Here is a 12,936-nt window from a genome sequence, read left to right as displayed (position 1 = left end):
CGCGCGGCCACGTCGGTGGCCACCAGGATGTCTAGCTGGCCTTCCTGGAAACGCTGCAGCAGCTTCTGCCGCTTCAGCTGCGGCACGTCGCCGGAAATCGCGCCGACGCGGCAGCCGTGGCGCTTGACCCGCTCGGTGACGCGCTCCGCGGCGGCCTTGGTGTTGACGAAGATGATGCTGCGGGTGGGCTGGTGCCGGTCGATCAGGTTCAGCAGCAGCGGCATCTTCTCTTCCTTGGCCGGGAAGTAGACGACCTGGCGCACCTTGTCGGCGGTGACGTGGTCGCTCTCCACCACCAGCTTCTCGGCCTCGTGCATGTGCTCGTAGGCCAGCTCCAGCACGCGGTGGCTCAGGGTGGCGGAGAACAGCAGCACCTGGCGCTGCTCGCGCGGCGGCAGCTTGCGGAAGATGAAGCGCACGTCCTTGATGAAGCCGAGGTCGAACATGCGGTCGGCCTCGTCGATCACCATCACTTCGACGCCGTTGAGGCTGAACACGCCCTGCTTGTGGTAGTCGAGCAGGCGGCCGGGCGTGGCGATGATGATGTCGCAGCCGTCCTTCAGCTGCTGGCGCTGCTTGTCGTAGTCGACGCCGCCGTAGATCAGCGCGGTCTTCAGGCCGGTGTGGCGGCCGATGTTGCGCGCGTCCTTGTCGATCTGGATGGCCAGCTCGCGGGTGGGCGCGATGATCAGCGCGCGCGGGTCGCTGTCCTTGCGCTCGGCCACCGCGGGGGTGGTCAGCAGGCGGTTCATCAGCGCGACCAGGAAGGCGCAGGTCTTGCCGGTGCCGGTTTGCGCCTGACCGGCGACGTCGCGCCCGGACAGCGCCGGCGGCAGCGTCATTTCCTGGATCGGCGTGCAGCGGGTGAAACCGCTGTCGGCGAGACCCTGCTGCAGCAGCGGATGAAGATCGAAGTTGGCGAAGAAGGTATCGGTGAGTACGGTTTGTGACATATGCGGATGGTTGACCTTGCCTGACGCGGCGTGATGCGCTGCACCCATTTCAGCGGCCGACGTTCGGCGCGAAACGGTGCAGGACGGGATGCGCGATGCGCGGCGAAGCGCTCAATCTCGGGGTCGGCAAGGTCGCGCCGCGGCGTGCGACGCCGGATTTGACGGCGGTCCGACGGGCGGCTGTGCAAGCCGCCCTTGAATCGTGCCCTGAGTTGCGCTGGAATGAGAACTCGCCGCCCTCTTCCTGCCCAACCCGCGCTTCGTGGGCGCCTGAGTGTAGCCGATGGCGGCCCCGCCCGTCGCCACTCCTTGTTTTTCGGCCCCGGCCACCCCATTGTTTTCCACCTGCCAGTTCTGGCCCCCCAGCCACGGAGATCCCCGGTGAGCGACCTGATTACCCATGTGAACGACGATGCCTTCGAGCAGCAGGTGCTGAAGTCCGAAACCCCGGTGCTGCTGGATTTCTGGGCGGAATGGTGCGGCCCGTGCAAGGCCATCGCGCCGATGCTGGACGAGCTGGCCCAGCAGTACGAAGGCAAGCTGCGCGTGGTGAAGGTGAACATCGACCAGAACCAGCAGACCCCGCGCGCCTACGGCGTGCGCGGCATCCCGACCCTGATGGTGTTCAAGAACGGCAAGGTCGAAGCCACCCAGATCGGCGCCGTCAGCAAGGGCCAGCTGACCCAGATGATCGACAAGGCCATCTGACCTACCCGTTGCAAACCCGCTGCCCGCCGCCTCGCCGGTTCCGCCCGGCAGGCGCGCGAGGCTTTACGCCAGCACGCGGCGGGTGCTAGATTCCATCGCGTCCGTCGGGACAGTCCTGTCCCCTTGCGCCTGCCGCGCGACGCACACCCTCCCTCCTGCAATTCAACGGCGCCCCGCGAGGATTGCCCGTGTCCGATACCGAAAACAGAACCCCGAACGACGCTCCGGGCGCCGACGCCGGCCCCATCGCCGAAAACAAGCCTGAACCGCGCCCCCGTGCGCCGCGCCGCACGGCCGCCGCAGCCGCGGCGGCGAACGCCGGGAAGGCGGCAGTGGCGGACAAGCCCGCCGCGCCAACGCCTGCTCCGGCGCCGCCAGCGTCTGCGCCGGTACCGGCCAGTCTGCCGACAGCGCCGGCGGAACCCGCGGCCGCACGCCCCGCGCAGGAGCCGCGCGAGTTCACCACCCAGCCTGGCCAGAATCCTGACCAGCCGGCCAGCCAGAACCCTGGTCAGCCGCAGAATCCGAACCAGGGCCAAGGCCAGAACCCGAATGGCGGCCAGAACAACGGCGGGCGCGAGGGTCGCGAAGGCCGTGGCCGGCGCCGGCGCAACGAACGCGGCGGCAACCCGAACCAGCAGCAGGGGCGCCAGCAGCATCCGCGCCCGAACCCGAACGGCCTGCCGGTGGACGACGACAACGCCGATCCCGGCAGCAACGACCGGGTGATCAACCTCACCGAACTCAAGCGCATGCGGGCGCCACAGCTGCTGGAGTTCGCCGAGTCGCTGGGCGTGTACGAAGGCGTCGCCCGCGCGCGCAAGCAGGACGTGATCTTCAACGTGCTCAAGGCGCACGCCCGTTCCGGTGGCGGCATCTGGGCCGAAGGCGTGCTGGAAATCCTGCAGGACGGCTTCGGCTTCCTGCGCTCGGCCGACGAGAGCTACCTGGCCGGCCCCGATGACATCTACGTCAGCCCCAGCCAGATCCGCCGCTTCAACCTGCGCACCGGCGACTACATCACCGGGCGCGTGCGCCATCCGAAGGAAGGCGAGCGCTACTTCGCCATGCTGCGCGTCGACGACATCAACGGCGATCCGCCGGAGGCGTCGAAGAACAAGATGCTGTTCGAGAACCTCACCCCGCTGTTCCCGCGCAAGGCGTACAAGCTGGAGCGCGGCAACGGTTCGAGTGAGGACATCACCGGCCGCATCCTCGACCTGATCGCGCCGATCGGCAAGGGCCAGCGCGGCCTGATCGTCTCGCAGCCCAAGTCCGGCAAGACGATGATGCTGCAGAACGTTGCCCAGGCGATCACCTACAACCACCCCGAAGCGCACCTGATCATGCTGCTGATCGACGAGCGCCCGGAAGAAGTGACCGAGATCGCCCGCACCGTGCGCGCCGAGGTCATCTCCTCGACCTTCGACGAGCCGGCCGTGCGTCACGTGCAGGTCGCCGAGATGGTGATCGAGCGCGCCAAGCGCCTGGTTGAGCACAAGCGCGACGTGGTGATCCTGCTCGACTCGATCACCCGCCTCGCCCGCGCCTACAACACCGTGGTGCCCAGTTCCGGCAAGGTGCTCACCGGTGGCGTCGACGCTAACGCGCTGCAGCGTCCGAAGCGCTTCTTCGGCGCCGCCCGCAACGTGGAGGAAGGCGGCAGCCTGACCATCATCGCCACCGCACTGACCGAAACCGGCAGCAAGATGGACGAGGTGATCTACGAGGAGTTCAAGGGCACCGGCAACATGGAAGTGCACCTGTCCCGGCGCATCTCCGAGAAGCGCGTCTACCCGGCGATCGACATCAACCGCTCCGGCACCCGTCGCGAGGACCTGCTGATCGAGCCGGACATGCTGGCCAAGATCTGGATCCTGCGGAAGCTCTTGCACCCGATGGACGAGCTGGCCGCAATGGAGTTCATGCTCGACAAGATGAAGAACACCAAGTCCAACGACGAGTTCTTCAATTCGATGAAGCGCTGAGACGCGGGAATCGCAAGTGACGGAACGACGGCGGCCTCGGGCCGCCGTCTCCCTTCCTGTACCCGCCTGACCCAGCTCAAGGCGGCACCCGCGCGAGGCTGCTCCAATGCAGCTCCGACCCCGCATCCACGACACCCCTTTTCGTCGCCTTGCGCCGCCCCCATAGTGTCGGCTCTTCCAGCGAGGCTTCGCCCGTGTCCATACCCAGTGCCGTCAAGAGCACCCCGATCCAGGGGCGCCAGCAGCTCGTCGACTACCTCGCCGCCGGCGAGAAGCCCCGGGAGGCGTGGCGGATCGGTACCGAACACGAGAAGTTCGGCTTCCGTACCGACGACTTGCGGCCGCCCGCGTTCGAAGGCGAGCGCGGCATCCGCGCGCTGCTCGAAGGCATCGCCACGCGCTACGGCTGGGACATCGCCCGCGAAGGTGAGATTCCGGTGGCGCTGTCGCGCAAAGCCGCCTCGATCACGCTGGAACCGGCCGGCCAGTTGGAACTGTCCGGTGCGCCGCTGGAAACCATCCACCAGACCTGCTGCGAAGTGAACCAGCACCTGGACGAAGTGCGCTCGGTAGCCGACGCCATGGGCCTTGGCTTCCTCGGCATGGGCTTCCAGCCGAAGTGGCGCCGCGACGAAATGCCGTGGATGCCGAAAGGCCGCTACAAGATCATGCGCGAGTACATGCCCAAGGTCGGCTCGCTCGGCCTGGACATGATGACGCGCACCTGCACCGTGCAGGTGAACCTGGATTTCTCCAGCGAAGCGGACATGGTGAAGAAGTTCCGCGCCAGCCTCGCGCTGCAGCCGATCGCCACCGCGCTGTTCGCCGATTCGCCGTTCACCGAAGGACGTCCAAACGGCTATCTTTCGTACCGCTCGCACATCTGGACCGACACCGACCCCGACCGCACCGGCATGCTCGACTTCGTATTCGCCGACGGCTTCGGCTATGAGCGCTACGTCGACTACATCCTCGACGTGCCGATGTACTTCAGCTACCAGGACGGCCGCTACATCGACCTGGCCGGGCAGGACTTCAAGCGCTTCCTGGCCGGCGAGCTGCCCACGCTGCCGGGCGTGCACGCCACCATGAAGGACTTCGCCGACCACCTCACCACCGCCTTCCCCGAGGTGCGCCTGAAGCAGTACCTGGAGATGCGCGGCGCCGACGGCGGCCCGTGGAACCGGCTGTGCGCGCTGCCCGCGTTCTGGGTCGGGCTGCTGTACGACGACGAGGCTCTGGACGCGGCATGGGACCTGGTCAAGGACTTCAGCCGTGAGGAACGCCATGCCCTGCGCGACGGCGTGCCGAAGCACGCGTTGAAGCTGCCGTTCCGCGGCGGCACGGTGCGCGATCTCGCCGAGGAAGCGCTGAAGATTGCCGGCCATGGTTTGCGGCGGCGGGCGCGGCTCAACCGCAACGGTGCCGACGAAAGCATCTTCCTCGAACCGTTGATCGAGATCGTGCAGGCCAACCAGACCCCGGCCGAACGCAAGCTGGAGCTGTTCCACGGCCCGTGGCACGGCAGCGTCGACCCGCTGTTCCGCGAGTTCGCCTACTGAGCGAGGGGCCTTGCGCCCTCCATCGCCGCCCCGGGCGCATCGCTGCCCGTAGGAGCCCGCTCGCGGGCGATGCTCTTCGAATCCCGAATCCTGCGCAGGAGCATCGCCCGCGAGCGGGCTCCTTGTACGTTGGTCATCAAGGGCGACAGGCGCGCGCCTTACGCCAGCGACCAGCCGACGCTGCCGCCGGCACGCATCGGCACGCAGCTGCTGCCGGCCAGCGGATACTCGTCCGGCACGATCCACGGCGTGCGCACCAGCGCGATGCGATCGGTGTTGCGCGGCAGGCGGTAGAAATCCGGGCCGTGGAAGCTGGCGAACGCTTCGAGCCGATCCAGCCGGCCCGCCTGTTCGAATGCCTCGGCATACAGTTCGAGCGCCGCGTGGGCGGTGTACAAGCCCGCGCAGCCGCACGCGGCTTCCTTCGCCTCGCGCGGGTGCGGCGCGCTGTCAGTGCCGAGGAAGAAATGCGTGTCGCCGCTGGTGGCCACCTGCAACAGCGCGGCGCGGTGCGTCTCGCGCTTGAGGATGGGTGCGCAATAGTGGTGCGGTCGGATGCCGCCCTCGAACAACGCGTTGCGGTTGAGCAGCAGATGGTGCGCGGTGATGGTGGCCGCCACGTTGGCCGGTGCAGCGGCGACGAACTCGGCTGCGTCGCCGGTGGTGATGTGCTCCAGCACCATGCGCAGCGCCGGGAAGCGATCGCGCAGCGGCAGCAGGTGGCGCTCGATGAACACGCGTTCGCGATCGAAGATGTCGATCTCCGGATCGGTGACCTCGCCATGCAGCAGCAGCGGCAGTTCGTGCTTCTCCATCGCCTCGATCACGCGATACACGCGCGACAGCTCGCGCACGCCGGATTGCGAATTGGTGGTGGCGCCGGCGGGGTAGTACTTCACCGCGAACACGCTGTCGCTTGACTTGGCGCGGGCGATCTCCTCCGCCGGCGTGTCCTCGGTGAGGTACAGCGTCATCAGCGGCTGGAAACGCGCGCCCGCCGGCAGGCTGGCGAGGATCCGCCGGCGGTAGTCCTCGGCCTGCGCCACCGTGGTCACCGGCGGCTTCAGGTTCGGCATCACGATGGCGCGCGCGAAGCGCCGCGCGGTGTGGCCGACCACCGAGGCCAGCGCGTCGCCATCGCGCAGGTGCAGGTGCCAGTCGTCGGGGCGGGTGATTTCCAGGCGCGTTGGCGTCATGGCTGGTGAACTCGGGTGGCGATCGGAGATGGCAATGGTATCGCGCGGGCGTGTTCCGGTTGTTCGCCGGGCTGGTTTGCCATAAGAGCAAGAGCTTTCGTCCTCCTTCGGAGGCCGAGGTACTTCTCTTTTGCTTGTCCAAAAGAGAAGTACCCAAGAGAAAATGACACCCCGCTTCCGAACTTTCCGGGCTCCTGCCCGGAAAGTTCGCGTGCGGGCTACGGGGTTTGTCGACAGGGCATCCTGCCCTGACGACAAACTGGTTCGCATCCCTGCGAACCACCCTGCGGGCTTTCCTTCGCCCGCCCGCCGCTGCAGAGGGGACCCCGGGTAAAGCAGCGCGCATCCTGCGCGCACTCTTCAGAAGAGCCGGATCAAAAGCCCGAGCGGAGCCACAGCAAAGCGCCGCTTTGCTGTGGCTTGTGCTTTTCCGCTTCATCACCGAGTGCGGGCCAGGATGGCCCGCTGCTCTACCCGGGGTCCCTTGCGCGGCGGTGAGTCGGGGTCGACAGGCCGCGCAGCGGGCGTTGCCATGGATGGCAACGACTTTTCGCGCGGGCAGGAGCCCGCTCGAAAAGCCCGGCCCCGACTCACGGACTTGCCGGACAGGATGTCCGGCAAGCCCAAGCGGGGTGGCCTTTCTCTTTGGTTACTTTCTCTTTGGCCACGTAAAGAGAAAGTAACTCGCGCGCCGCAGGCGCACGAAAGCTCTTGCTTTCGGGAAACACCAAGGCTCAAGACAAACTGAATCTGACACCGATCCAGCGCTAGAACTTCCCGCAAGTTTCAATCCGTTTGTGAGCGTCCGCCTCACCTATCAAAAGCACCAAACAATAGTCATGCAGTTCGTGCGTGAACCTTTTCGCCAGCGGAGAAATCAAGGACCAGAATGGGAGTTCCTTGGCTCCAGTCTTTATGTAGCGAAACTCATGCGCCTCGTAATATCTACTCAAGCCGGACACGAGTTGCCGGTCAAGGTCATCGAGCGAAACCAGGTCGTTAAGACCGAGGCCTTCAGCCTTAGCCATCAGGCCATCGAGGTTATGTCGAAGAAGCTGTTCACGCAGCCGCCTGCTGGTCAAGCCCTTCGAGAGCAGATAGGCCTTCAGACTCAGCTCAATCGACTGGGCGATGAGATTGTAAGAAGGCATCAGCAGTCTGCTTTCGAGTGGATTGCAATCACCAATTACTCGTTCGGCAGCAAGTCGGTAATCCTCCGCGTAGCGCAGCATGCCGAACGGCGAAGGCTCACTGGTTTCATCACCGACCATGCAGGTGACCTCGGAGAATCGACATATCCTTCTGCTTCCCGACTCAGCTACTCTCCGCGCAACCAGCGCGCCGCATCAATCGCGTAGTACGTCAGGATCGCATCCGCCCCCGCCCGCTTGAACGCCGTAAGCGCTTCCAGCACCACCGCCTTCTCGTCCAGCCAGCCGTTCATCGAGGCGGCCTTCAGCATCGCGTACTCGCCACTGACCTGATAGACGAAGGTGGGCGCGCCGAAGGTGTCTTTCACCCGGCGCAGCACGTCGAGGTAGGGCAGGCCGGGCTTCACCATTACCGCGTCGGCGCCTTCGAGCAGGTCCAGTTCGACCTCGCGCAGCGCCTCGTCGCTGTTGCCCACGTCCATCTGGTAGGTGTGCTTGTTGCCCTTGCCGAGGTTGGCCGCCGAACCAACCGCGTCGCGGAACGGGCCGTAGAACGCGGAGGCGTATTTCGCCGAGTAGGCGAGGATGCGCGTATGGATGTGGCCTGCTGCTTCCAGTGCGTCGCGAATGGAGCCGATGCGGCCATCCATCATGTCCGACGGCGCCACGAAATCCATGCCGGCCGCGGCCTGGGCCAGCGACATCTTGATCAGCGCCTCGACGGTGGGCTCGTTCATCACGTAGCCGGCATCGTCGATCAGGCCGTCCTGGCCGTGGGTGGTGTACGGGTCCAGCGCCACGTCGCCGATCAGGCCCAGCTCGGGATACTTCGCCTTCAGCGCGCGAGTGGCGCGGTGCATCAGGTTGTCCGGGTTCCACGCCTCGCTGGCGTCGAGCGACTTCACGTCGGCGCCGGGCGAGGGGAACAGAGCCAGCGCGGGGATGCCCAGCCGCACGCATTCGCCGGCCAGCGCCAGCAAGCCGTCGATGGAAAGCCGCTCCACCCCCGGCATCGACGGCACCGCCTCGCGCCGGCCTTCGCCCTCGATCACGAACGCGACCATGATCAGGTCGCTGGGCAGCAGGGTGTGCTCGCGCATCAGCGCGCGGGAGAAGGCGTCGCGGCGCATGCGGCGCATGCGGATGGCGGGAAAGCTCATGGCGGTTCCTGGCGGGGCGTATCCGCGCATTTTAGGCCACAACGCCAAACACGGCCGCGCCACGACATCTGCGACACGCCGGCGCAACCAGGCCATAACATTTTCCGGGGCACCCTCGACACGGCATCCGCCACCATTCTCCCGGAGGAAGCCCCATGGGTACCACCCGAACCCCCACACCGGCCGTCCGCCGGCACCAGCCGCCCGGCGCCCATTACCTGGGCCGACACGCCCCGGATGCGTCGCTCGACGTGACCCTCGTGCTGCGCCGCCGGAGCCCGCTGGACATGGTGGCTCCACCTTCCTCGCAAGCCATCCGGCATGCCGACTTCGAGGCCCGCTACGGCGTCGACCCGGACGACCTGGACCGCCTGCGCAGCTTCGGCCGCCAGCACGGCCTGCAGGAACTGGCTTGCGAGCCGGCGCGGCGGACGCTGCACCTGCGCGGCACGGTACAAGCCCTGCAGCGCGCGTTCGGCGTGCAGCTGGGCCGCTATGAGCTGACATCCGGTGGGGTGGTCTATGTCGGCTCCGCGCAGGCGCCGACCCTGCCGGATCCGGCGGTGATCGCGGTGCTGGGCCTCGACCGCCGCCCCGTCGCCCGGCCGCACTTCCGCGTGGCACAGGCGCAACCGGTGAACACCTATACGCCGCTGCAGGTGGGCCAGCTGTACGACTTTCCCGCCGGCGCGGACGGCAGCGGCCAGGTCATCGCAATCATCGAACTGGGCGGCGGCTACCGGCAGGCCGATCTGGATACCTACTTCAGTTCGCTCGGCCTGGCGACGCCCGCCATCACCGCCGTGTCGATCGCCAGCGGCAGCAACCAGCCCGGCGGCGCCGCGGATGCGGAGGTGATGCTGGACATCGAGATCGCCGGCGCGCTGGCACCGGCGGCGAAGCTGGCCGTCTACTTCGCCCCGAATACCGACCAGGGCTTCTACAACGCGATCTCGCAGGCCGCGCACGACAGCAGCCTGCCGGCCACGGCCATGTCGATCAGCTGGGGCGCTCCGGAAGACAGCTGGGTTACGGCGTCGCGCGACGCGATGGAAACCGCGCTGGAGGACGCCGCCGCGCTCGGCGTGACGGTGACCGCGGCGGCCGGCGACAGCGGTTCCAGCGACGGCGCAAGCGACGGCCAGCCGCATGTGGATTTCCCCGCTGCCAGCCCGTCCGTGCTGGCCTGCGGGGGCACCAAGCTGCTCGCCAGCGGCGGCGCGATCAGCAGCGAGGTGACCTGGAACGAAACCGCGGCCAACGAGGGCGCCACCGGTGGCGGCGTCAGTGCCGTGTTTGCGCTGCCCGCATGGCAGGCGGGCGCGGCGGTGCCCGCGACAGCCGGAGGCTTCGCCGGGCGCGGCGTGCCGGATGTCGCGGGCAATGCCGATCCGCTCACCGGTTATGCGGTGCGTGTGGACAGCCAGGACGAGGTGGTCGGCGGCACCAGCGCCGTCGCGCCGCTGTGGGCCGCGCTGGTGGCTCGCCTTGGCCAGCAGCTCGGCCATCCGCTGGGCGCGGTGCAGGCCGCCCTGTATGACCTCGGCGGCGCGGCCTTCCACGACATCACCCAGGGCGACAACGGCAGCTACGCGGCGGGCGCGGGCTGGGACGCCTGCACCGGACTGGGCAGCCCGGACGGACAGGCCTTGCTCGGCGCCCTGCAGGCGGGGGCGGCCAACCCCGCTCCGGCTCCGCCTGGCCACCCGCCCAAGCACGGCGGCCACAAACCCAAGCACGGCGGCCACAAGCCGCCCGGCAGGGGCGGCAAGCGCAAGGAAAAACCGTGAGCTCACCCGCCACGCGCCGGGCGACCCGCGCCTGCCGGATGCGACCGGCGCTGGACGCTGGGGCGCATTCACGGCAGGCTTGCTGCTTTCCGTGTCCCCGCTGGAGCCCCGATGCGCGTTACCGCCCCCACCCTGCTCGTCGATCTCGGCGGTACCAATGTCCGTTTCGGTGTGGCGGATCCATCGCGCGACCAGCCGCTGCTGAGCGACAGTATCCGACGCTACCGGGTGGCCGAGCACGATTCGCTGGTCGCGACCGCGAAGCAATACCTCGCCGACACCGGCCTCCAGGTGAGTCGCGCCATCGTGGCCGCCGCCGGCCGCATCGTCGACGGCGAGACGGTCAAGGTCACCAACAACCCGTGGGCAATCTCGGCGCACCAGACGGCCAGCGCGCTGGGCCTGGAATACGTGCACCTGGTCAACGACTTCGCGGCGCAGAGCATGGCGGTGACCCTGCTGCATGGCGACGACCTGGTCGACGTGGGCACGGTGCCGCGCCCGGTGGTCGGCGCCGAAGCCGAGCAGACCTTCGCCGTCGTCGGCCCCGGCACCGGCCTGGGCGTGGGCGGCCTGCTGGTGCGCGGCGGCCACTGCAGCGTGCTGCAGACCGAAGGCGGCCACGCCGGTTTCGCCGCGCACACGCCGGAGGACATCGCCATCCTCGACTACCTCAACCACAAGTACGGGCGCGTTTCCAACGAGCGGCTGATCTGCGGCCAGGGCCTGGTGAACCTGTACGACGCGATCTGCCACACGGTTGGCGCGACGCCCGACGCGCTGAAGCCGGAGGACATCACCGCCCGCGCGAAGGACGGCAGCTGCCCGCTGTGCACGCGTACGGTAGAGACCTTCGCCGGCATCTTCGGCAGCGTCGCCGGCGACCTGGTGCTCACGCTGGGCGCGTGGAACGGCGTCTACCTCACCGGTGGGCTGATCCCGGTGCTGCTGCCGTGGCTGGAACGCGGCCGCTTCCGCGAACGCTTCGAGGCCAAGGGCCGTTTCCGCGACATCATGGAGAAGGTACCGACCCAGGCGATCATGAACCCCGAGCCGGGCCTGCTCGGCGCGGCGGCGCTGGCGGTGCTGGAGTCGGGGCGCACGCTGCTGCCGTCGCGTTAGCCCGCGGCGACGCCACGGACCGAGGCGTATCCTTTCAATGGAATGCGAGGAATGCATATGCCATGCACCACCATCGCCCGCCTGCTGTGGCTGCTGTGCCTGCTGGCGCTGCCGCTCACCGCGCCGGCGCAGGACGCCGGTGTCACCCGCAACGCGGCACTGGCGATCCCGGCCACGCCGATCACCTCGCGCGCGGCGCTGGATGCCTATGTGCGCGATACGCCGCCTGAAAGCTCGCCGCTGAACTGGCTGACGCCCGGCGCGCGGCGCCGCTTCCTCGACAGTCTGGTGTACCGCGAGCATGGCCTGGGTGGCATGAGCCTCGCCGACCTGCGCTACGAACTCACCCGCGAGCAGGCCTACACCCTGCTGCGCCTGTTCGGCGCGCAGAACTACGCGATCGACCTGGATGCGCTGACCACACCGCCTCCGGCTGCGGAAGCCCCTGCGGCCAGCACGCTGGAACCCGCCTACGACCGCCTGCTGGCCGCCGCCGGGAACGCCGACGTCGCCGCACAGGCACAGGCCATCGCGCGCGGCTACGCCGCGGATTTCGCGCCGGCACAGACCAATGCGCAACGACATGCGCTCGACGACCGCGACGCGGAATTCCTGTTTCGCGCGGCGAATCTGGCCTTCCGCACCACCGGCCGGTCGGACTACCTCGCCGACCTGCGCCGCGATTTCGTCGAATTGCAGCGCCGCCAGCGCATCGACCGCCCGCACCTCGACGACTTCCACGACGCCCTGCTCGTCGCGCACCGCGACGACGAGGCGCGCACGCTGCTGGCCACCCACCCCGGCATCCAGCGCAGCCCGCCGCCGTCGACGCGCACGTTCAGCCGCATCCGCAGCGGCCAGCCCAGTCTGTGGGTGGTCACGCCGGACACGCGCAAGCGCGAGCTGGTGCGCTTCCGCTTCAACGTCCGCGCGCCGGCACAGGTGATCGTGCTGGCCTCGACCGGCTGCCACTTTTCCGCGAACGCCGCACGCGACATCGAGGCCGACCCGCTGCTGCGCGACCTGTTCCGTGAATACGGGCAATGGGTGGCACCGCCCGACGAGGTCACCGCCTTCGACGTCGTGCGCGACTGGAACGAGGCGCACCCCGCGCTGCGGCTCGGCATCGCCTACGACAAGGCCAGCCTGCCGATGGTCGAGCGCGTCGAGACTCCGGTGTTCTACTTTCTCGACCACGGCACCGTCATCGACACCGTGGTCGGCTGGCCGTCCGGCGGCAACCTCGATGCGATCCGGCGCGGCCTGCGCAGGATCGACCTGTTGAACTGATACCCCACGGAGAAAC

Annotated in this window: 10 protein-coding genes; 6 read left to right on the top strand and 4 right to left on the bottom strand. The window is 68.0% G+C overall.

All coding sequences use genetic code 11. The annotated features are described in order from the left end of the window. On the bottom strand, positions 1-953 hold a 953-nt coding region (locus UUA_RS15470), incomplete at its 3' end, for a DEAD/DEAH box helicase (protein ID WP_008438537.1). Between the two features lie 381 nt (positions 954-1,334). On the opposite strand from UUA_RS15470, the gene trxA reads away from it, so the two are divergent. The 3 genes from trxA to UUA_RS15455 all read left to right on the top strand — a co-directional run bounded on the left by trxA (position 1,335) and on the right by UUA_RS15455 (position 5,211). After that, positions 1,335-1,661 carry a thioredoxin TrxA gene (gene trxA, locus UUA_RS15465; RefSeq protein WP_008438536.1) on the top strand — a complete coding sequence of 109 codons (327 nt, stop codon included), beginning with the start codon at positions 1,335-1,337 and terminating at the stop codon, positions 1,659-1,661. Between the two features lie 188 nt (positions 1,662-1,849). Beyond that, positions 1,850-3,649: a transcription termination factor Rho gene (rho, locus tag UUA_RS15460; RefSeq protein ID WP_008438535.1), complete on the top strand. Its 1,800-nt coding sequence runs from the start codon at positions 1,850-1,852 to the stop codon at positions 3,647-3,649. 194 nt (positions 3,650-3,843) lie between these two features. After that, positions 3,844-5,211: a glutamate--cysteine ligase gene (locus tag UUA_RS15455; protein ID WP_008438534.1), complete on the top strand. Its 1,368-nt coding sequence runs from the start codon at positions 3,844-3,846 to the stop codon at positions 5,209-5,211. A 158-nt stretch (positions 5,212-5,369) separates the two neighbouring features. On the opposite strand, the gene pyrC is transcribed toward UUA_RS15455, so the two are convergent. The 3 genes from pyrC to hemB form a co-directional block, all read right to left on the bottom strand. Further along, a complete protein-coding gene (gene pyrC / locus UUA_RS15450) occupies positions 5,370-6,407 on the bottom strand; it encodes a dihydroorotase (protein WP_008438533.1) in 1,038 nt (345 codons plus the stop codon). A 767-nt stretch (positions 6,408-7,174) separates the two neighbouring features. Beyond that, a complete protein-coding gene (locus UUA_RS15445; protein ID WP_153022828.1) occupies positions 7,175-7,678 on the bottom strand; it encodes a hypothetical protein in 504 nt (167 codons plus the stop codon). 47 nt (positions 7,679-7,725) lie between these two features. Continuing rightward, on the bottom strand, positions 7,726-8,718 hold the full coding sequence (gene hemB, locus UUA_RS15440) for a porphobilinogen synthase (protein WP_008438531.1): 993 nt from the start codon (positions 8,716-8,718) through the stop codon (positions 7,726-7,728). Positions 8,719-8,873: 155 nt separating this feature from the next. On the opposite strand from hemB, the gene UUA_RS15435 reads away from it, so the two are divergent. From UUA_RS15435 to UUA_RS15425, 3 genes are all read left to right on the top strand, one after another. Further along, complete coding sequence (locus tag UUA_RS15435; protein WP_008438530.1) at positions 8,874-10,508, top strand: S53 family peptidase; 1,635 nt, start codon at positions 8,874-8,876, stop codon at positions 10,506-10,508. 111 nt (positions 10,509-10,619) lie between these two features. Further along, complete coding sequence (glk, locus tag UUA_RS15430; protein ID WP_008438529.1) at positions 10,620-11,630, top strand: glucokinase; 1,011 nt, start codon at positions 10,620-10,622, stop codon at positions 11,628-11,630. Between the two features lie 57 nt (positions 11,631-11,687). Continuing rightward, a complete protein-coding gene (locus UUA_RS15425) occupies positions 11,688-12,920 on the top strand; it encodes a hypothetical protein (protein WP_039954240.1) in 1,233 nt (410 codons plus the stop codon). Positions 12,921-12,936 lie beyond the last annotated feature (16 nt).

It is taken from the genome of Rhodanobacter thiooxydans LCS2, assembly GCF_000264375.1.
GTDB lineage: Bacteria > Pseudomonadota > Gammaproteobacteria > Xanthomonadales > Rhodanobacteraceae > Rhodanobacter > Rhodanobacter thiooxydans.
This window is presented reverse-complemented; position numbering and strand designations above follow the sequence as displayed.